Source organism: Micromonospora rosaria, assembly GCF_001567585.1.
GTDB lineage: Bacteria > Actinomycetota > Actinomycetes > Mycobacteriales > Micromonosporaceae > Micromonospora > Micromonospora rosaria.
The window spans coordinates 45,472-65,519 of the sequence record NZ_LRQV01000009.1 but is presented as its reverse complement, the minus strand read 5'-3'; the positions used below and the strand labels follow the sequence as shown (position 1 = coordinate 65,519).

The 20,048-nt window shown below is 75.2% G+C and carries 16 protein-coding genes; 6 read left to right on the top strand and 10 right to left on the bottom strand.

Annotated elements, in window-relative coordinates:
- Positions 1-9: 9 nt before the first annotated feature.
- Entirely contained in the window at positions 10-1,224 is a 1,215-nt protein-coding gene (locus AWW66_RS04870) for a glycosyltransferase family 2 protein (RefSeq protein ID WP_067360304.1), read from the top strand.
- A 102-nt stretch (positions 1,225-1,326) separates the two neighbouring features.
- A complete protein-coding gene (locus tag AWW66_RS04865) occupies positions 1,327-2,535 on the top strand; it encodes an MFS transporter (RefSeq protein WP_067360302.1) in 1,209 nt (402 codons plus the stop codon).
- Between the two features lie 145 nt (positions 2,536-2,680).
- Here the strand turns inward: AWW66_RS04865 and AWW66_RS04860 are convergent, their stop codons facing one another.
- The 3 genes from AWW66_RS04860 to AWW66_RS04850 are packed head-to-tail and all read right to left on the bottom strand — an operon-like array spanning position 2,681 to position 5,459.
- A complete protein-coding gene (locus AWW66_RS04860; protein WP_067360300.1) occupies positions 2,681-3,412 on the bottom strand; it encodes a class I SAM-dependent DNA methyltransferase in 732 nt (243 codons plus the stop codon).
- Positions 3,413-3,429: 17 nt separating this feature from the next.
- The gene (locus tag AWW66_RS04855; protein ID WP_067360297.1) at positions 3,430-4,419 is read right to left on the bottom strand and encodes a glycosyltransferase family 2 protein; all 990 of its coding nucleotides are present in this window, start codon (positions 4,417-4,419) and stop codon (positions 3,430-3,432) included.
- On the bottom strand, positions 4,416-5,459 hold the full coding sequence (locus AWW66_RS04850) for a polysaccharide deacetylase family protein (protein WP_067360295.1): 1,044 nt from the start codon (positions 5,457-5,459) through the stop codon (positions 4,416-4,418). The genes AWW66_RS04855 and AWW66_RS04850 overlap by 4 nt, the downstream gene beginning before the upstream one ends.
- A 604-nt stretch (positions 5,460-6,063) precedes the next feature.
- On the opposite strand from AWW66_RS04850, the gene AWW66_RS04845 reads away from it, so the two are divergent.
- Positions 6,064-6,990 carry an aminoglycoside phosphotransferase family protein gene (locus tag AWW66_RS04845; protein ID WP_211271833.1) on the top strand — a complete coding sequence of 309 codons (927 nt, stop codon included), beginning with the start codon at positions 6,064-6,066 and terminating at the stop codon, positions 6,988-6,990.
- Between the two features lie 81 nt (positions 6,991-7,071).
- Positions 7,072-7,902 (top strand): glycosyltransferase family 8 protein, encoded by an 831-nt coding sequence (locus AWW66_RS04840; RefSeq protein ID WP_067360294.1) that lies wholly within the window; start codon positions 7,072-7,074, stop codon positions 7,900-7,902.
- Between the two features lie 83 nt (positions 7,903-7,985).
- On the opposite strand, the gene AWW66_RS04835 is transcribed toward AWW66_RS04840, so the two are convergent.
- Complete coding sequence (locus AWW66_RS04835) at positions 7,986-9,164, bottom strand: glycosyltransferase family 2 protein (RefSeq protein WP_067360356.1); 1,179 nt, start codon at positions 9,162-9,164, stop codon at positions 7,986-7,988.
- A 185-nt stretch (positions 9,165-9,349) separates the two neighbouring features.
- Between AWW66_RS04835 and AWW66_RS04830 the strand changes: the two genes are divergently transcribed.
- Positions 9,350-10,471, top strand: coding sequence for a prenyltransferase/squalene oxidase repeat-containing protein (locus AWW66_RS04830; RefSeq protein WP_067360292.1), 1,122 nt, complete (start codon positions 9,350-9,352; stop codon positions 10,469-10,471).
- 403 nt (positions 10,472-10,874) lie between these two features.
- Here the strand turns inward: AWW66_RS04830 and AWW66_RS04825 are convergent, their stop codons facing one another.
- The 3 genes from AWW66_RS04825 to AWW66_RS04815 all read right to left on the bottom strand — a co-directional run bounded on the left by AWW66_RS04825 (position 10,875) and on the right by AWW66_RS04815 (position 14,265).
- Positions 10,875-11,696: a phytanoyl-CoA dioxygenase family protein gene (locus tag AWW66_RS04825; protein WP_067360290.1), complete on the bottom strand. Its 822-nt coding sequence runs from the start codon at positions 11,694-11,696 to the stop codon at positions 10,875-10,877.
- Between the two features lie 89 nt (positions 11,697-11,785).
- Entirely contained in the window at positions 11,786-12,832 is a 1,047-nt protein-coding gene (locus AWW66_RS04820) for a polysaccharide deacetylase family protein (protein WP_067360288.1), read from the bottom strand.
- Between the two features lie 113 nt (positions 12,833-12,945).
- The gene (locus tag AWW66_RS04815) at positions 12,946-14,265 is read right to left on the bottom strand and encodes an aminotransferase family protein (protein WP_067360354.1); all 1,320 of its coding nucleotides are present in this window, start codon (positions 14,263-14,265) and stop codon (positions 12,946-12,948) included.
- A gap of 421 nt (positions 14,266-14,686) precedes the next feature.
- Between AWW66_RS04815 and AWW66_RS04810 the strand changes: the two genes are divergently transcribed.
- The gene (locus AWW66_RS04810; protein WP_067360286.1) at positions 14,687-15,976 is read left to right on the top strand and encodes a helix-turn-helix domain-containing protein; all 1,290 of its coding nucleotides are present in this window, start codon (positions 14,687-14,689) and stop codon (positions 15,974-15,976) included.
- A gap of 202 nt (positions 15,977-16,178) precedes the next feature.
- Here AWW66_RS04810 and AWW66_RS04805 read toward each other — a convergent pair whose 3' ends face one another.
- Genes AWW66_RS04805 through AWW66_RS04795 form a run of 3 tightly spaced genes read right to left on the bottom strand, consistent with a single transcriptional unit; the run spans position 16,179 to position 19,989 of the window.
- On the bottom strand, positions 16,179-17,216 hold the full coding sequence (locus AWW66_RS04805) for an alpha/beta hydrolase (RefSeq protein WP_067360284.1): 1,038 nt from the start codon (positions 17,214-17,216) through the stop codon (positions 16,179-16,181).
- On the bottom strand, positions 17,213-17,938 hold the full coding sequence (locus AWW66_RS04800) for a thioesterase II family protein (RefSeq protein ID WP_067360282.1): 726 nt from the start codon (positions 17,936-17,938) through the stop codon (positions 17,213-17,215). Before AWW66_RS04800 ends, AWW66_RS04805 begins: the two co-directional genes overlap by 4 nt.
- The gene (locus tag AWW66_RS04795) at positions 17,938-19,989 is read right to left on the bottom strand and encodes a non-ribosomal peptide synthetase (protein WP_083978221.1); all 2,052 of its coding nucleotides are present in this window, start codon (positions 19,987-19,989) and stop codon (positions 17,938-17,940) included. Before AWW66_RS04795 ends, AWW66_RS04800 begins: the two co-directional genes overlap by 1 nt.
- Positions 19,990-20,048: the final 59 nt, after the last annotated feature.

Here is a 20,048-nt window from a genome sequence, read left to right as displayed (position 1 = left end):
GGAGCAGACATGGAGCACCTCGACCAGCCGTCCGACCCGGCGCAGTCCGGCCTGAAGTTCAGCATCGTGATCCCGCACAAACAGCGCCTGGCCACGCTCCGGGTGGTCTTCGCCTCGCTCGCCGAGCAGACCCTCGGCCGCGAGGAGTTCGAGGTGGTCGTCGGCGCGATGGAGTACTCCCCGGAGTACGTGACGCTGTGCCGGGAGTTCAGCGACCGGCTCGCCGTCGTCAGCGTGCTCACCGCCGAGGAGTGGAACGTCAGCCGGGCCCGCAACCTGGCCATCCGGCACGCCTCGGGCCAGGTGCTGCTGCTGCTCGACGCCGACATGGCGCTGCCCGCCAACGGGCTGCGCGACCTCTACGACCGGTACTTCGCGCACGGGCAGAACATCTGCGTGACCGGGCAGGCGATCGGCTACCACGACGTGGTGGAGAGCGACGTCGCCGACGCCGAGGTGCTCTCCTGGGACCGGTACCGCGACTCGATGGCCGCGATGGAGTCCTCCGGGCAGGTGCACGGCGACGTCCGCTGGACCCCGGAGTACGCCCCGGCGGTCGCCCGGTTCCCGTGGGCGTTCGTCGGCACCGGGCTGGTGGCCCTGCCGCTGTCCGTGGTCCGCCGGCACGACCTGCTGCTCGACGAGGGCTTCCGGGGCTGGGGGCCGGAGGACCAGGAGTGGGCGTTCCGGGTCTCCCGGACCGGCACCCCGATCGTGCAGGCGCCCCGGTTCTTCGCGGTGCACCTGCCACACCCCCGGGACGTGGCGGCCAACGGGGCAACCGCCTGGGCGAACAACCGGTACTACCTGGCCAAGTGGCCCCGGCTGGACCTGGAACTGGCGCTCGCCTTCGGCTGGCTGGAGGCCGACCGCCGCTATCCCGAGGTGGAGCGGGAACTGGCCGGGGCGGCCGGTCCCGGCCGTTCGCTCGCCACCTGCCGGGGCACCGCCGACGGGCGGGACATCCTGGTGGTCGGCGCGACCGTCGACACCGCCACCGGGGCGCCCGAGCCGGAGGTCGCCGCTCTCTTCGACGCCCACCGTCCGGTGCAGACGTACCCGCTGGCCGGTTTCGGCCTGCCGTACCCCGACGACAGCGTCGAGGAGTGTCGGCTGCTGCCGCCGGTCGGCCGGCTGAGCCCGCCCTACCGGGAGGCGATCCGCCGGGAGGCGGAGCGGGCCGCCCGCAAGGTGGTGGCCGCCGCCGACGACGACCGGCGGTGACCCGACGCCCACCGCCGTCGACGGCGGTCGGCGCGCATGATCCGCGCGCCCGCCGGGCACAGACGGCCGCGGAGACCACGGACAGGAAGGACACGCCAACTGATGGTGAGCAGCGAGGTCACGACGCCGCCCACCGGGCCGGGGCCGGTGGCCCCCGCCCGGTGGGCGCGCTGGGCGGCGGCAGCCGCGTTCCTGATCACCGGCCTGGTGCTCAGCAGCTACTTCGTCCGGGTACCGTCCCTCAAAATCAAATACGGCTTCACGGACGGCGAGCTGGGACTGTTCTTCGTCCTGCCGGTCGTCACCGGACTGGTCGCCATGCAGGCGACCGGGAACCTGGTCGCCCGCTTCGGCAGCGCCCCGATCATCCGGGTCACCATGCTGGGCCTGCCACTCTCGCTGGCCGCCATCGGCTTCGCCGAGACCCGCTGGCAGTTCGCGCTGGCCCTGCTCGCCTTCGGGATCGTCGACGGCCTGATCGACGTGTCGATGAACGCGCACGCGGTCACCGTGGAACGCGCCCTGCGCCGGCCGGTCATGAACAGTTGCCACGCCGCCTGGAGCATCGGCGCGATGATCGGGGCGGCCCTGGGCGGGCTGGCCGTCAAGGCCGACCTCTCCCCCGCCCGGCACTTCCTGCTCCTCTGCGGCGCGCTCGTGGTGCTCGGCCTGGTCGCCGGCCGGTTCCTGCTCCCGGCCGCCGCCGACCGCGCCCAGGGGTACGCCACCGCGGCGCAGCCGAAGATCCGCTGGCACGAGGGGTGGACGCCCCGGATCGTGCTGCTCGGCGTCACCGGCACCGTGGTCCTGGTGGCCGAGGGGGCGGTCGGCAACTGGGGCGGGATCTTCCTCCACGACGAGCTGGGCGCCTCGCTGGCCACCGCCTCCCTCGGGTACCTCGCCTTCAGCGTCTTCCAGGCCGGCGGGCGGCTGGTCGGCGACCGGATCCAGCAGCGGATCGGCGCCAGCCGACTGGTCCGGTGGGCCGGGGCGATCGCGGTCGCCGGGCTGGCGATCGTGGTGCTCAGCCCGCTCCCGGCGGTCGCCGTCGCCGGCTTCGCCGTGCTGGGCGTCGGGATGTCCGTGCTGGTACCGCTGATCTTCAGCGCGGTCGGGCACAGCGGCGCCGAGTCCGGCGACGTCAACGCGGCGGCGGCGCTGGCCAAGGTGAACACCCTCACCTACAGCGGCATGCTGCTCGGCCCGGTGCTGGTCGGCTGGTCGGCCAGCGGGGTCGGGCTCACCCTGACCCTGGCCGGGATGCTCGCCCTGCTGGCGCTGACCCTGGTCACCGGGCTGCGCCGGATCTGACGGCGGTCCCACCGGCGGGGTGCGACGGCAGCCGGCCCACCCCGCCGGAGGCCCACCCCGCCGGAGGGATGCCCCGCCGCCGGACGGCACGGCGAGGGCCCGTGGTCACCGCGACCACGGGCCCTCACGGTGTTCCCGCAACCGGTCAGTCCCGCCGGTACACCGAGACGTGCCCGCGACTGGCCGAGCCGAACGGCCGCCGGTCCCAGTCGGCGTACCGGTCGGCGAGGCGCAGCCCGGCCAGCTCCGCCATCAGGTCCAGCTCGCTCGGCCAGCAGTACCGCTCGGAGTGCGGGCGCAGCCGCACCCCGGACCGGTCGAAGGTGATCTTCTGGCTGAAGAACCGCTGCGCGGCCCGGTCGAACGAGTACACCTCGATCGTCGCCGAGTCCTCGGTCACCTCCAGCGCCTCGACCCGCTGCCCGTCGGCGACGTGCGTCGGGTCGGGCACGTACGCCTCGACCACGAAGGACCCGCCCGGGGCGAGCACCCGGGCGACGTTGCGGAACAACTCCACCTGCCGCCGCGCGCTGGGCAGGTTGAACAGCGTGTTGAAGACCAGGTAGACCAGCGCGTACGGGCCGTCGACCGGGACGTCGGCCATGTCGCCGACGGTCACCGGGATGGTGTCGCCGCCCGGTTTCTCGCGCATCCGCGCCACCATCGCCTCGCTGGCCTCGACGCCCTCCACGGGTACGCCCCGGGCGGCCAGCGGCACCCCCACCCGGCCGGTGCCGATCGCCAGCTCCAGGGCGCGTCCGCCGTCGGCCAACCCGGCGAGGAAGTCCACGGCCGGCGTCGGGTCCAGCGTCGTCGCGCGGTCGTAGTCGTCGGCCCACACCCGGCCGAAGTGGGCCGGGTCGTCGAAGAGGGACACCTGTCCTCCCAGGCTCGTCACGGGTGGTCGGTCAGGACCGGGCGGTGCGCGGCGGCCGGGCGGTCACGCAGGAAGCCGAGCCACTCCGGCAGGGGGCGCTCCCGCAGCACCTCCGCGCAGTCGGGCAGGCCACGCTCCCGGATCAGCGCGTTCAGCCCGTAGAAGTCCAGCGGCGGGTCCGGCTCCAGCAGCCGGCTGATCGGGGTGTCGTACCGCCGGGCGATGTACTGGTAGTTGCGGACCCCGGACTTCTTGTTCTCCGCGTGGCCCTTCTCGTGCGGGTAGTGGATGGCGGCGGCGTCCCGGCTTACCACGAAGTGCGCCCCGTCCAGGTGCAGCCGGTACGCCAGCTCGATGTCCTCCCCGCCCCAGCTGCGGAACGCCTCGTCGAAGCCGCCGACCCGGCGGAGCTGCTCCGTGCGCGCGGAGGTGTTGCAGGTCCAGTAGACCAGCCACGGCGCGGGCAGCTCGTGGATCGCCTCGGTGTACTGGTCGTAGAAGCTCTCCCGGGCGTCGAGCCACCGCCCCTCCCGGATCAGCCGGGCGATGGTCGCGTCCGGCTGGTCGAAGTCGAGGGCGGCCAGCATCTGCGCGGCGTCCTCGTTGTTGTGGTTGAAGCAGTACACGTACCCGACGACGGCGGTCGGGGTCGCTCCGGCGTGGCACGCCAGGTGCGCCCGCAGCGCCCCGGAGTGCAGCAGCACCCCGGAGTCGACGAAGACGCAGACGTCGCCGGTGGCGTGGGTGATGCCCACGTTGCGCGCCGCCGCGACCCGGAACCCCTCGTCCGGCCGCTGGAAGTAGCGCAGCCGCAGCCGGTCGGCGTACTCCCGGGCCACGGCCGGGGTGTCGTCGGTCGAGCCGTCGTCGACCACCAGCACCTCGAAGGCGTCGACGCCGAGGTCCTGTCGGGTCAGCGACTCCAGGGTGCGGCGCAGCAACGCCATCCGGTCGTAGGTGGGGACGACGACGCTGCACAGCGGTCGTCGGCTCGGGGTTCCCGTCATCGTGCCTCCCGGGGGAATGTGGTGGCCAGCATCTCGTCGACGGTGACGAAGCGCAGGTCCCGGGCGAGCAGCCCCTCCAGGACGGCCGGCAGGGCCGCCACGGTCTGCCGGCGGTCACCGCCGCCGTCGTGCAGCAGGATCACCCCGCCCGGTCCCGTCCCGTCCAGCACCGAACGGGCGATGTGCTCCTGGCCCGGCAGGGCCCAGTCCCAGCCGAGGGCGTCCCAGAGCACGGTGGTCAGGCCCAGCTCGGCGAGGCCGGTCAGCACCTGCGGCGAGCGTCCGCCGTACGGCGGGCGGAACAGCGTCGGCGGCGGCTCGCCGGTGGCCGCGGCGAGCGCCTCGCCGGTACGTTCCACCTGCTCGACGACCTCCGCCCGGCTCAGCTCCGGCAGGAACGGGTGCGACCAGGTGTGGTTGCCCAGGTGGTGCCCGCGTCGCCGGATCTCGGCCACGATCTCCGGGTACGCGTCGGCGAGCAGCCCGACGCAGAAGAAGGTCGCCCGCACGCCGTACCGGTCCAGGATGTCGAGGACCTGCCCGGTGTACGGCGGCAGCGGGCCGTCGTCGAAGGTGAGCGCGACGTCCGGGCGGTCCCGGGGACCGTGGGTCAGGCAACGACCGGCGGCGGTCAACGTGGCCACCGTGTCGGCGCTCGCCGCAGCCCCGGCGTTGAGGTCGTCGCCGCGCCCGCCCAGCGTCCCGTCGGCGAGGTCCAGCCTGGTCAGCCGGGTGAGGTCGCGGTGGGCGGCACGGGCCAGCTCACCGGCGGGCACCGAGCCGAACGGGGGCCGGGCGGGCAGCACCGGCGGATCGGCCCGGTACACCTCGATCCCGGCGGCGGTCAGCCCCCCGTCGAGCAACCCGTTGGTGCTGTCGACGACGGTCGCCACCGGCTGGCCGAAGCCGCGCAGGTGGGCGGCGATCTCGCCGGCCCGGCGGGCGGGGAACCGGGTCGCCGGGCGCACCGTCGCGCCGGCCGCGTCGACCACCTCGACCTCGAAGCCGGCCTTGTCCCAGGAGATTCCCGAGTAGAGCATCTGCTGTCCTTTCCGGTGTCGCGGGCCGCGGCCCGGGTCGTCCCGGCTGCGGCCCGGTGCCGGTCCGCCGCGTCACGGCGGCCCGGCCCGGGTCGGGGCGGCCGGCGCCACCGGCGGGCCTCCTCGCCCCCGCCACCCCATGTTGCCGATGTTGGCAACGTCTGACAATAGGAGATCCGGTGGCCGGTCAGGAGTACGCTGCGGCCTGGAGCCGGCACAGCTCCGCGTAGAGGCCGTCGGAGGCGACCCGCGTGTCGTCCCCGGGTCAGGCCGGGCAACTGCTGGTACAGGCCGTGCGGATATCGACGATGGCCGGTCCCCTCAGTAGACCAAACCGCCGAGCGCCGGGCAACGCGTATCCCGCCCTCCTGATCCGTTGCCCCAGCGGCCGACTCCACCGACCCACCGGGAGCTGCCACGACGGGCGTTTCACCTGCTCAAACCCGTTGCCTGAATTGGTCAGCAATAGGCACGAATGTTGCCTCTCCTTTTGACAGCGCCCGGATGCCCTCCTACCGTCGAGGGTGAGGCGACGATGCCGGTCGGGCCGTCGACGCCGTCCCGGCCCACCCGACCGGTACCCGACCGTGAGGAGGTCCGCCGCGTGTCCACTCCCGCGCTGCGTCCGGGCGAGGTGCCCGTCGACGCCCCGCTCGTCCGCCGGCTGGTCGCCACCCAGTTCCCGCACTGGGCGGACCTGCCCGTCGAGCCGGTCGCGAAGTCCGGGGTGGACAACGCCACCTACCGGCTGGGCGACACGCTCTCGGTCCGGTTGCCCCGACTGCCCCGCTGGGTGGGGCAGGTGGAGCGGGAGCAGCGGTGGCTGCCGTACCTCGCGCCGCACCTGCCGCTGCCGATCCCGGCACCGGTCGCCCGGGGCGGGCCCGGCGAGGGGTACCCGTTCCCCTGGTCGGTCTACCGCTGGCTGGAGGGCGAGGACGCCGACCTCGACCGGATCGCCGACCCGCACCGCACGGCGGTCGAGCTGGCCGGGTTCCTGACCGCCTTGCAGTCCGTGCCCGCCACCGGAGGCCCGCCACCGGAGGCCAGCAACGGGTTCCGGGGCGTCCCGCTGGCCGACCGGCGGGACTCGCCGGTGGTGGAGTCCCGGGTCCGGGAGCGGATCGCGGCCCTGTCCGGCCTGGTCGACACCGCCGCGTTGACCGAGGTGTACGAGACGGCGGTCGCCGCCCCCGCCTGGCCCGGCCCGCCGGTCTGGATCCACGGCGACCCCGACCCGGCGAACATGCTGATGCGCGACGGCCGGCTCGGCGCGGTCATCGACTTCGGCACGGTCGCGGTCGGCGACCCGGCCTGTGACCTGATCGCCGCCTGGACCTTCTTCGACGCGCCGAGCCGGCAGGTGTTCCGGGCCGCGCTCGGGGTCGACGACGCGACCTGGGCCCGGGGGCGCGCCTGGGGGCTGACCGGCATCCTGCCCGGCCCCGAGGAGCTGACCGACCCGGTCCGGGGCGTCGCCGCCCGGCGTCGGCTCGACGAGATCGTCGCCGACCACCAGCAGCACCCCTGAGCCCACCGTCGCGCAGGCCACGCCCGCGCCCCCACCACGGGCGGCCCGGTGCGGCCTGCGCCCGAACGACAGGAGCGACTCATGCGCCGACAGGACGTCCACGTGGTCTTCGCGGTCGACGAGCGGTACGCCCGTCCCGCCGTGGTCACCGGCCACTCCGTACGCCGGAACCTGCGCGACGACGGCACCCGCCTGGTCTTCCACGTCATCGACTCGGGGCTGACCGACGACGGCCGGAAGCTGGTCACCGACGGGCTGGCCGCCGAGGGCGAGGTCGAACTGCACACCGTGGCCGACCCGCTGGTGATGGAGGTGCGCCGCAAGTGGTGGACCGACGCGGCCCTGGGCCGGCTGCACATCGGCACGGTGATCCCGGCGGGCATCCCCCGGGTCGTCTACCTCGACGCCGACACCCTGGTCCTGGACGACCTGACCGAGCTGCTGGCCGAGGACCTGAAGGGCAACGCGGTCGGCGCCGGGCTGAACGAGGTGGGCCCGGCGCGCTCGCTCACCTTCTCCGGCGGGCGGGCCCAGCAGCACCAGACCGGCGCGCTGCCGCCGGGGCACTTCAACTCCGGTGTGCTGCTGATCGACATGGACCGGTGGCGGGCCGAGCGGGCCACCGAGCGGGCGGTGGAGTTGCACCGCACCTACGGCCGCGACCTGCCCAACATCGACCAGGACGTCCTCAACCACGTCTTCGCCGGCCGGTGGACGCCGTTCCCGGAGAAGTGGAACAAGCTCATCGAGCACTCGGTGCACGGGATCTTCGGCAACGGCCGGATGGACTACCTGACCCGGCCCGAGGGGATCGTGCACTACATCGGTGAGGCGAAGCCGTGGCACGACGCCTTCCCGGACAACCCGCTGCGCCGCCTCTACGAGGAGTACGCCTTCGCGGTGGCCCGCTGACGCGGCACCGCACCGGACCGGGGCGGGGAACGGTCCCTTCCGGGACCGTCCCCCGCCCCGGTCCGCGTCGTGGGCGGTCGCGGTCAGGCGACGGCGGGGGCGACCTCGACGACGTCGACCGCGACCCGCTCCGCCTCCCGTCGGATGGTCTCCCGGTGCACCGGGTCCAGCCGGCGCACGGCGGGCAGGAGGCGGCACTCGTCGACGCTGCCGTCGTCGTCGGGCAGGCCGACCCCGACCAGCGGCAACGCCCGCAGCCGGGCACCGGGGTCGAAGAGCGCGGCCACCTCGGGTACCGGGGTGTGCGCGGTCGCGTCCAGCGCCGCCCCGACGACCAGCAGGGTCCGGCCGTCGGCGGGGCCCCGGACCACCCCGAGGGTCCGGCCGTCGCCGGCCGCCTCGGCGACCTGCCGGCGCAGGTCGTCGTAGCGTTCGGCGGTCTCGAACCAGCCGTACGCGTAGGCCATCTCCAGGTCGAGCCGGGGCCACTTGCCGATGTAGTACCGCCGGTTGGCCTGCGCCGAACGCTCCTCCGCGCGGGCGTCGCGCGGGTGCGGCACGTGCAGCGCGAAGACGTCCCGGCTCATCAGGATCGGGGTACCGGTGCGGTGGATCCGGAAGGCCCACTCCTGGTCCTCGGCGCCCCACCCCCGGAACCCCTCGTCGAACCAGAGCCCGTGCTCGGTGACCAGGGAACGGGGCAGCGCCATCACGGCGGTCCGCGCGAAGGCCCACGGGAACCGGACGGTCGCCGGGGCGTACCGCCCGGTCCAGCGCCGGTCGAGCGGGGGCTCGCCGTCGGGGTCCAGCCCGGCGAGGACGTCCCGGTAGTGCGCCCACGGCGGCACCTCGACCGCGCCCAGGTCCTTCTCCATGATCTCGTCGTAGCCGGCCATCTGGCCGACCACGCAGACCCGCTGGCCGTGCGCGAAGTACCGCTGGTAGAGGTGCTCCAGGAAGGTCGCCGGGGCGGCCATGTCGGCGTCGAGGAGGACGACGACCCGCCCGGTCGCGTGGCGCAGCGCGAGGTTGCGGGCGCGGCTCGGGTTCCACTCGCCGTCGCGCATGACGGTGACCAGGTTCAGCCGGTCGGCGTGGGCGCGGGCCGCCGCCGCGTACTCGGGGCAGTGTTCCAGCGCGCCGACGACCACCTCGAACTCGGTGCGGTCCATGGTCTGCTCGGCGAGCGAGGCGAGCGCGATGCCGACGTTGCGCAGCCGCTGCCGGTACGGGATGACCACACTGCACTTCAGCTCGTTCATGACCACCTCACCGTCGTCGTCACCCGCCACGGTAACCCTTGGCAAATCTCGGCGCAATCAGACAACATCGTGGCAATACTTGTGCCTCGTCCGCGTGGCTGACGGCGGCGGGCCGCCGTAGGCTGGTCGGGAGGCCGGGACCCCACCGGCCCGTTGTGTCACGCGAGAGTCGGGAGGCCGGTCAGATGTCCCACGAACGCGCCCCGCTGGCGTACCGCGACGTCCTCGACGACGCCCTGACCTGGGTCTGCGCCGCCCACGACGCCACCGGCCGCCGGGGCGTCTCGGCCGGCTACGACCTGCGCACCGGCTGGCAACCGACGTACCCGGAGACCAGCGGCTACCTGATCCCCACCCTGTTGCGCGGGGCCGCCGCCCTGGACCGGCCGGAACTCGCCGACCGGGCGGCGGAGATCGGCGAGTGGCTGCTCGACCTGCAACGCCCGGACGGGAGCTTCCCGGGCGGGACGGGCGTGGACGGCCCACCGGTGGTCTTCGACACCGGTCAGATCCTGCTCGGCCTGCTGGCGCTCTGGCGGGCCACCGGCGAGCAGCCACTGCTCGACACGGCGGTCGGGGCCGGGGACTGGCTGCTCGCCGCCCAGCAGCCGACCGGCGCCTGGCTGTCCCACTTCGACACCCCCAACACCTACTCGTCCCGGGTCACCTGGGCGCTGGCCGAGCTGTGGCGGGCCACCGGGGAGCCGGCGTACCTCGCGGGGGTCCGCCGCTCGCTGGACTGGCTGCTCGACCAGGTCCGGCCGGACGGCTGGATCGACGCGATGGCGTTCAGCGCCGACCACACCGCCTGGACGCACACCATCGGGTACGCGCTGCGCGGCCTGCTCCGCTGCGCGGACCTGGTCGCGACGGAGCTGCCCGAGCCGGCGCGGCGCGCCGCCGACGCGGCGGTGGCCTGCGCGGTACGCCTGGCCGCGCTCCGCACCGACCTGCACCCGCTGCTGCCCGGCGAGATCGGCCCCGGCTTCACCCCGCTGGTCGACTACGCCTGCCTCACCGGCGACGCCCAGCTCGTCACGATCTGGCTGGACGTGGCCCGGCGCACCGGCGACGAGACGCTACGGGAGCGCAGCGGCGCGGTGCTCGACCGGTTGGCGCAGCTCCAGGTGCACCAGCCGCTGGAGCCGGCGACGGTCGGCGCGCTCGCCGGCTCCTGGCCGCTCAGCGGCGGCTTCGAGCCGCTCGCCTTCCCCAACTGGGCGGCGAAGTTCCTCGCCGACGCCGTCCTGGAACACGCCGCCGACGTCCGGCTCCGCCGGGCGGCCACCACCCCGGGCGGGACCTGACCGCCCGGAGTCCCCGGCATACCGAAGGCGGCCCGTCCGCCACAGCCGATCGCTGCGGTGGACGGGCCGCCGGTTGCTGGCCCGGTGGCCGTCACGGCCAGTCGATGTCCGAACTGGCGCAGGCGGCGACCGCAACCCCCATCGTGGCCGGCATCGCGCCCCGTGGTCGTCTCCGGGCCGAGGCGGCGGAGACGAGGAGCGTGACGGCAAGGTAGGGGTGGATGAGCATCCGACTGACGCACCAGGTGACCATACTGATGTCTCTCCCCCGGACGGAACCACTGCCGTCGATGCTTGTCTCCCCGGCGGAGCACTCCTAAACAAGCGGTGACCGGTGGGTTCCAGAGATTAGGAAGCGGCCCGGTCACGGCTCCGGACCGGTCACCACGACCTGACACCCGGCTCAGGCGGGCCGCTCGTACTCCGTGAAGTGCCGCTCGGCGAAGAGTTCCGGCCACCGGCCGCCGTCCAGCCGCAGCTCGCGGGCCCGCCGCAGGGCGTACCGCCAGTACGGCTTCACCGGTGGCCAGCGCCGGCCCGTCTGGCAGTACGACGAGTCGAGGAAGTACCGGTGGGCGCCCCGCCCCCCGGGCAGCGCCCGCCGGGCGTGGAACAGCGCGGAGTGCAGGACCACGGTGGAGCCGACGGGCAGCCGGTCCAGCACCAGCTCGCCGGGGAGCGGGTCGGTGCCCCGGTCGGCGCGGGCGTCCTTCGCGGCCACCTCCCGGTGCGAGCCGGGCAGCACCACCAGCGAGGCGGTGTCCTCGGTGAGCCCGTCCAGGTAGTGCAGGGTGTGGATCATGGTGAACGTCCGGTCGGTCTGCGGGTGCTGCTCGTAGTCGTGGTGCCACGGCTTGCCCGGCCGGTCCGGCTCCTGCCGGTCGCTGTGCAGGTGGTGGAAGACGAAGGACGGCCCCATCAGCCGGGCCAGGAGCTCCAGCAGCGGCGGGTGCGCGATGAGCGCGCCGTGCGCGGGCAGCTCCAGCTCCAGCACGGGCGGCAGGCCGGTGGCGGCCGGGTCGACGGCGCAGGCGATGGAGCGGGCCCGCAGGCCCTCGTCCACCCAGCGGTCCACCTCGGGCCGCAGCCGGGTGACCAGGTCGTCGGGGAGGAAGCCGGGCAGGACCAGGAACCCGTCCCGGTGGAACTGCTCGACCTGCGCGGTGGACAGCGGCGCGGGGCCGGTGCGGGTGGGCGCGTCCGAGGTCGGGGCGCGAAGGGCCATGGTGGTGTCTCCGCTCTCGTCGTGACCGGCGCGGACGGGCGGCCCGCGCCGGTGCTCGTCAGGGATCGGTGCAGCCGGCGCCGGACCGGTCAGCGGGCCGACGTGGTCGCCGCCGGGGTCGGGGTGGCGAGCCGGCCGGCGGGCACGAAGCGGTACCCCCGGCCGAGCAGGCCCTCGATGACGGCCGGCAGCGCGTCGACGGTCTGCGACCGGTCGCCGCCGCCGTCGTGCAGCAGGATCACCGAGCCGGGGCGGGTCCGGTCGAGCACGATCCGGGCGATGGTCTCCGCGCCGGGCATCGCCCAGTCGAACGGCTCCACGTCCCAGAGCACCACCCGGGGCTCCAGCTCGGACAGCCAACGCATCACCTGCGGGGTCCGCGACCCGTACGGCGGGCGGAACAGCGTGGGTACGCTGCCGCCGGCCCGCTCGACGGCCTCGGCGGTCCGCTCGACCTGCGCCACGAGCTGCGCGCGGGTCAGCTCCGGCAGGAACGGGTGCGACCAGGTGTGGTTGCCCAGCTCGTGCCCCTGTTCCCGCATCCGGGCCAGCTCGTCGGGGTGGCCCCCGGCGTGCAGCCCGACGCAGAAGAAGGTCGCCGGCACGTCGTAGCGTTCCAGCACGTCGAGGACCCGGCCGGTGTACGGCGGCTGCGGACCGTCGTCGAAGGTCAGCGCGACCTCCGGCCGGTCGCGGTCACCGTGGCTGAGCACCCGCCCGGCGACGGTGAGCGCGCCGAGCGCGTCGGCGCTCGCCGCGATGCCCGTCTCCAGGTCGTGCTCGCGCCCGGTCTGGGTGCCCCGGCGCGGGTCGAGGCGGGTCAGCGCGGCCAGGTCCCGCTGCGCGGCGCGGGCCAGCTCGGTCGCGGGGACCGAGCCGAACTCCGGCCGGGGCGGCAGCACCGGCGGGTCGGCCCGGTACACGGTGAGGCCGGCGGCCATCAGCCGGCCGTCGAGGATGCCGTTCGTGCTGTCCACGACCGTGACCTGGGCGTCGCCGGTGGCCCCGAGGTGGCGGACCAGGTCGTCGATCCGACCCCGGCCGAAGCGGACGGTGGGGCGGGCGGGTCGGCCGGTCTCGTCCAGCACGTCGACCGTGTAGCCGTCGGCATCCCAGGCCACTCCCGAGTACAACATGTCGGTCTCCTCCCTCGCGGGTCTCCGGCGGTCCGGCCGCCCACGTCATTGCCAAGCTTGACAAGAACCGCTCGAACTTGCCAACTTTTGGCAAGTTGCCCTGGGGTGACCGGTCAGGCCGGTCCGGGCAGCGCGGCCAACAGCCGGTCCACCAGCGCGTCGGCGCCCGCGTCGTCGATGACCAGCGGCGGGACCGCCATGACCGCCGCCCCCTGCCGGCGCAGCAGCAGCCCGTGGGCGCGGGCGCGGGCCAGCACCGCGAGCGCGGCGTCCTCGGTGGTCATCTCCAGCACCACCACCAGTCCCAGCCGTCGCACGTCGACGACCTCACCGGTGCCGGCCAGGTGCGCCACCCGGGCCGCCATCCGCCCGCCGAGCCACTCGGCCCGCTCGACCAGGTTCTCCTTCTCCAGCACGTCGAGCGTGGCGAGCGCCGCCGCGCAGGCCACCGCGTGCCCGGAGGTGGTGTGGCCGTACCGCAGGCCGCCGATGACCGGGTCGGCGGCAAACCCCTCGTAGACGTGCTCACCGGCGGTCACCGCGGCGATCGGCACGTACCCGCCGGCGAGCCCCTTGCTGGAGACCACCACGTCGGGGACGACCCCGTCCCGGGCGCAGGCGAACATCGCGCCGGCCCGCCCGTACGCGGTGAAGACCTCGTCGACGACGAGCAGGGTGCCGGTCGCGTCGCAGAGCGCGCGCAGCCCCGCCAGGAACCCCGGCGGCAGCACCACTCCGCCGCCGACGTTGAGGAACGGCTCCACCACCACGGCGGCCGGCGGATCGGCCGGATCGGCCCCGATGGCCCGCTCGAAGGCGTCGAGCAGCACCGGCAGCGCCTCCGGCCGGCGCAGGTCCCGGGGCGGCAGCGGCAGGTCGACCAGGGTCACCGGCAGCGGCGCGGTCATCGGGTGCCGGCACCGGGGCAGGTCGGACAGGCTCCGGGCGAGCACCGTCGCGCCCTGGTACCCCCGGGCGAAGGCGACGATGCGCGACCGTGGCCGGCCCTGGTGCGCGGCGTGGCCGACGGCCATCAGCACGGCCGCGTCGAACCCCTCCGACCCGCTGTTGACGAAGAGCGTCCGGGTCAGCGGCGCGGGCAGGTACGAGGCGATCCGCTCGGCCAGCGCGCCGGCCAGGTCGTGGCTGGTCAACGAGACGTCCACGTGGTGCAGCCGGCCGGCCTGCTCGGCGACCGCGCGGGTCACCTCCGGATGGGCGTACCCGCAGGTCGAGTTCAGCGCCGACCCCTCGATGTACTCCCGGCCGTCGATGTCCCAGATCCGGTACCCGCTGGCGTGGGTGAACATCGCGGCGGACCGGTCGGCGCCGACCGGGGTCCAGGTGTGCCAGACGTGTCGCCGGTCGCGTTCGCGGACCACGTCCGGGTCGGCGTACCGGGCAGCGGCGACTGCCGCGTCGATGGGGCCCATCTCCTGCTCCTTCACGGGGTGTCGGCCGGGGCCGCGGGATGCGCCAGGACGGCCGGCGGCGGGACGGGTGCCGGGGCGGCCACCGGCGGTGACCGGGGACGCGCCGCGCTGCGGGCACGTCGGTGCGAGGCGCGTGCGGGTGCGGTCACCGACGGGCAGCATCTTGGCAATTATGTGCCTACGATGTTACCAGACTTGCCAGGAACGGTCGGCGCCTCCGACCCGGAGGAAGCCCCGCGATTCCCTGAACGCGCACCCCGGGCGCACCTGGAGGTCATGACACGATTTGTCAAAAGGGGTACCGGTTGGTCATACTGTGGTCACGACGACACCGTGTCCGGTGGCGCGCCGACCGAGGGTGACGCCTCGCCGACGGCACAGTCGCGAGGGGTACGCCCCCACTGGTTTCGCAGAGGATGACATGCTCGAACAACCGGCCTTCGGTCAACGTCTCCGGGCGCTGCGGGTGAAGCAGGGCTTGTCGCAGGCCACACTCGCCGGCGACGGAATGTCCACCGGCTACCTGTCCCGACTGGAGTCCGGCGCCCGCCGGCCGACCAGCCGGGTCGTGGCCCACCTGGCGGAACGTCTCGGCGTGCCGACCTCCGAGTTCGAGGTGCCCGCCGAGGCCGGGCCGGGCGCCGCGCAGACCTCGTCGTTGGCCCAGATCCTCGCCGCCGTCATCTCCGCCACCCCCGACGACGACCTGGGCGAGTGCCTCGCCGCCGCCCTGCGCACCGGCGACCGGTGGGACGCGGCCCTGCGCTGGCAGGCGTTGTGGCTGCTGGCCCAGCTCCGCGACGGGCAGGGCCGGCACGAGGAGGAGCACGACCTGCTCACCGAGCTGACCCAGCTCAGCGACCAGCTCGGCACCCCGGCGCTGCGGGTGCGGGCACGCACCCAACTGTCCCGCTGCGCCCGGGTGCTCGGCGACAACGCCGCCGCCCGGGAGCACGCCCAGCAGGCCCGCCCGCTCGCCGCCGACCTGTCGGTGGCCGACCGGGCCGGCGTCCTGCACGCCCTCGTCTCCGCCGAGGCGGAGCTGGGCCTGCTCGCCGACGCCCGGACGCACGCCGACGAACTCTGCGCCCTCACCGCCACCGCGCCCGGCACCCTGCGGGTCGAGGGGCTCTGGGCGGCGGCGACGGTCCTCATCCGACAGGGCGACCACGCCACCGCCCAGGAGGTGCTGGAGCAGGCGCTGACGGGGCTCGACAGCCGGCAGGACCTGACCCTCTGGGTCCGGCTGCGGCTCGCCGCCGCCTCGCTGTACCTCCAGAGCACCCCACCCCTGACCGACCGCGCCCAGGCGTACCTCGACGAGGTGGCGCCCGCCCTCGACCTGGTCGGCACCGAGCTGCACCAGCAGCAGTTGCTGACCCTCCGCGCGCACCTCGCGTTCGAGTGCGGCCGGCTCGACGAGGCGCGGGAGATCTGCGCCCGGATCGAGGAGCAGGAGCTACTGCTCTCCTTCCGCGACCGGACCCGGTTCCGGGCCCTCTGCGCCCGGCTGCACGTCATCGACGGCGACCGGGCCGGCGGCATCGAGACCCTCCAGCAGCTCGCCGAGCAAGCCCAGGCCGCGCGCAACGCCGAGCTCGCCGCCGAGATCTGGCGGACCCTCGCGGAGACCCTCGCCCAGGGTTACCCGCCGCCCGCCGCCCCGGCCGCGCCCCGGCGGAGCAGCGGCCGGTCCGGCCGCACCCGCTGACCCACCCACCCCGCTCCCCTGCCCGCCCACGGCGGGGCAGTCGGCCACGGCGGGGCAGTCGGCCACGCGCCGGCCGGTCGTCACCCACGACGACCGGCCCCGGGCGGGCTGCCCGGGGCCGGTCGCCCTGGTCGAGCGGCGTCACGCGCGGTCGCCCGGGACGGTCCGGCCGCGACAGCGTCGCGCTGGGGTACGGCGACGCTCAGCGCCGTCGGCCGCTGCGCTCCAGCAGGCGGCGCAGCCAGTCCTCCCGGGCCCGCTTGGCGGTCCGGGAGACGACCGCCTCCGGCACCCACTCGTCGAAGCTGTGGAAGGCACCGGACCAGACGTGCAGTTCCGCCTCGCCACCGGCCTGCCAGATCCGGGTGGCGTAGTCGACCGCCTCGTCCCGCAGCGCCTCCACCGACCCGACGTCGATGAAGGCCGGCGGCAGGCCACCGAGGTCCCCGGCCCTTGCCGGGGCGGCGTACGGCGAGACGTCGGGGGTACCCCGGCGCGCGCCGAGCAGGGCCGTCCAGCCGTACCGGTTGGAGGTGCCGTCCCAGAGCCCGGCGCGGGCGAGCTGGGTCTGGGACGGGGCGGCGCAGCGGTCGTCGAGCATCGGGCACTGGAGCATCTGCCCGAGCAGGCGGGGACCGCCCCGGTCCCGGGCCAGCAGCGCCAACCCGGCGGCCAGGCAGCCGCCCGCGCTGTTCCCGCTGACCACGATCCGCTCCGGGTCCAGCCCCAGCTCCGCCGCGTGTTCGGCGGTCCAGAGCAGCCCGGCGTAGCAGTCCTCCCGCGGCGCGGGGTCGGGGTGCTCCGGGGCCAGCCGGTACTCCACCGCCACCACGGCCAGGCCGAGCGGCTGCGCGCGGTCCAGCTCGTCGGCGAGTTCGACGGTCCGGGTGCCGCCGGCGACCATGCCGCCGCCGTGGGTGTTGTAGATGACCGGGTACGGCCCCGGCACCCCGGTCGGCCGGCAGACCAGCAGCCGGATGTCGGGCGCGCCCGGCGGGCCGGGCACGGTGAGTTCCGTCAGGTCGAACGCGCCGTCGCGGCGGATCTCGTCGTCGGTGAGGCGGCCCGCCGCCGTCCTGGCCCGCCGGTCGGCGACCAGGTCCGGGCCGAGGGGGCCGGGCAGCCCGGCGAGGATCCGCGCCAGCGGCCCGGCCAGCTCGTGGTCCACCGGCGGGGGCGCTGCCTGCCCGGTCGCCGGGGGCACCGGTACGGGTTCCGCCGGCCGGGTCGGCACGCTCATCGGCCCACCTCCGCCAGGTCGGTCAACAGTCCGTACGGCGGCCGGTCGACGAGGTAGAAGTGGTGCCCCGGGACGACGTGCTCGCGGAACCCCGCGTCGGTCAGCTCCGGCCACGGCCGGCGGTCGGCGTCGCCGTCGACGTCCCCGACGATCGTGGTGATCGGGCAGTGCAGCACCGGTTCGGTGCGGTGCGCGTACCCGTGGAACATCTCGCCGTCGCTGCGGATGTAGGGCAGGACCAGCTCCTGGAAGAACGGGTCGGCCAGCATCTCCGGGTCGGTCCCGCCCAGGGCGGCCAGGCGCAGGGCGAGGCCGTCGCCGTCGGCGTCGGCCGGCGCGGAGGGCGGCAGGGGCCCGGCGCGGGAGCCGGAGGCGACCAGGTGCGCCGGCCGTACCCCGCGCGCCTGGAGGGCACGGGCGGTCTCCAGCGCGACCACCGCGCCCATGCTGTGTCCGAACAGGACCAACGGCAGGTCGTCCAGCCCGGCCAGCGCGGCGGCGATCTGCCCGCCCAGCCGGACCAGGTCGGTCGGGGCCGGCTCGTCGATCCGTTCCGCCCGCCCCGGGTACCGCACGCCGAGCACGTCGGTGCCGGGCAGGTGCCGGCCCCACTCCCGGTAGAACGAGGCGGAGCCGCCCGCGTGCGGGAAGGCGATCAGCCGCCGGTGCGCGTCCGGGCACTCGACGGCCCGGTGCAGCCAGCGGTCACGTTCGGCGGTCATCAGGCACGCTCCCGGGTCGCGGCCTGGCGGCGGGCCCGGACGGCCTGCGTCCGGCGGGCGACCGCCTGGGCCCGGCGGGCCACCGCCTGCGACCGGTCGGGGCGGCCCCGTCCGGCCCGGCTCCCACCGCTGCCGATCAGGTCGGCCTGCGCCTGCACCGTGGGGTGCTGGAAGAGCGCCACCACGGACGGCCGGACCCCGGTGTGCCGTTCCAGGGCGTCCTGGAGCTGGAACATGGCCAGCGAGTGCCCGCCGAGGTCGAAGAAGTTCGCGTCCGCCGGGATCTCACCGACCTTGAGGACCTCGGCCCAGGCCGACGCCACGGCCGCCGTGGCGGTCGGGCCGGTCGCCGCCGGGGCCGCCGGGGCCGCCGGTCGCGGTCCGGGTTCCGGCTCGTCGGCGGCGGCGCGCAACTGCTCCCGGTCCACCTTGCCGCTGAAGGTAAGCGGGAAGTGCGCCAGCAGGCGGATCCGGCCGGGCACCCACGCCCCGGGCAGCCGCCCGGCCAGGTCGCGCCGCACCGTCTCGGCGTCGGTGCCGGCGTCGGCCTGGACGAAGCCCACGAGGGTGGCGTACCCGGTGTCGGGCACCACCACCGCGTCGCGTACCCCCGGCACGGCGCGCAGCGCCGACTCGACCGCGCCCAGCTCGATCCGGTGGCCCCGGATCTTGACCTGGTGGTCACGGCGGCCGACGAAGTGCAGGGTGCCGTCGGGGTTCCAGCGGGCCCGGTCGCCGGTGCGGTACATCAGCGCGGAACCGTCCGCCACGAACGGGTCGGGGAGGAAGGCCCGCGCGGTGGCGTCCGGCCGGCCGACGTACCCGGCGGAGACCCCCGCCCCGCCGACGTGGATCTCCCCCTCGTCACCCATCGGCACCGGCCGCCCGTCGTCGTCGAGCAGATAGATCCGGGTACCCGGGACGGGCCGCCCGATCGACACCGGCCCGGGGGCGGTCAGCCGGTGGTACGTGCACCAGACGGTGGCCTCGGTCGGGCCGTACTCGTTGACCAGCGCACCCGCCCCGGGGCGGGCGAAGTGCCGGTCGACGAGGGGCTGCGGCAGCGGCTCACCGGCCACCACCACGGTCTCCAGGGTGGCCAGCGCGTCGCCGCCGGCCCGGTCGGCCGCGTCGAGCAGGACCCCGTACAGCGACGGGACGCAGAGCGTCTGCGTGACGCCGTGCCGGCGGATCAGGTCGACCAGGCGCTCCGCGTCGCGTACCTCGTCGCGGCCGGCGACGACCAGGGTGCCACCGGCGGTCAGGGTGCCCCACAGCCCGGCCACCGAGGAGTCGAAGGCCAGCGGGGAGACCAACAGGAAGACCGGGGCACCGGGGTAGACCAGGCGGCGGGCCAGGGTGGCGGCGGCGAGGTGGGCGTGGTTCACCCGGACGCCCTTGGGCTCGCCGGTGCTGCCCGAGGTGTAGATCAGGTACGCCGCGTCGTCGCCATGGACCGGCCCGCCGACACCACCGGCCGCGACCGGCCCGGCCGGGCCGGCGGGCGGGGTAGTGCCGGCGGGCGGGGCGGTGCCGGCGGGTACAACGGGGACGGTGGGCGCGCCGAGCCGGGCGGCGTCCCCGTCGTCACCGGTGACCACGGCGGCGACCCGGGCGTCGGTCAGCACGTCGGCGATCCGCCGGTCCGGCCAGCTCGCGTCGACCGGCACGTACGCGGCCCCGCAGCGGAGGATGCCGACGACGGCGGCGACCATCGCCGGGGAGGGCTCGGTGAGGACACCCACCCGGGCCCCGCGCCCGACCCCGGCGGCGGTGAGGTCGGCGACGATCCGCCCGGCCCAGGCGTCCAGGTCGCGGTAGGTCACCGGGCCGGTGTGGGTCTGGAGCGCGGGGTGGTCGGGCCGGTCGGCGGCGAACCGGGCGACCGCCTCGTGCACCGGCTCCCGGCCGGTCTCCGGCAGCGGCTCGCCCCGCCCGAGGACGATCGGGTCGGTGCCCGGATGCTCCGGGACGGCTGCGGCGCGCAGGGTGTCCGGCTGGTCGGGGAGGGCCGGGGCACGCAGGGTGTCCGGCTGGTCGGTGGAGCGCATGGCATCTCCTCACGTCGTCACGGATGGTCCGGCGGCCGGTGGCCCGTGGTCGGGCGGGC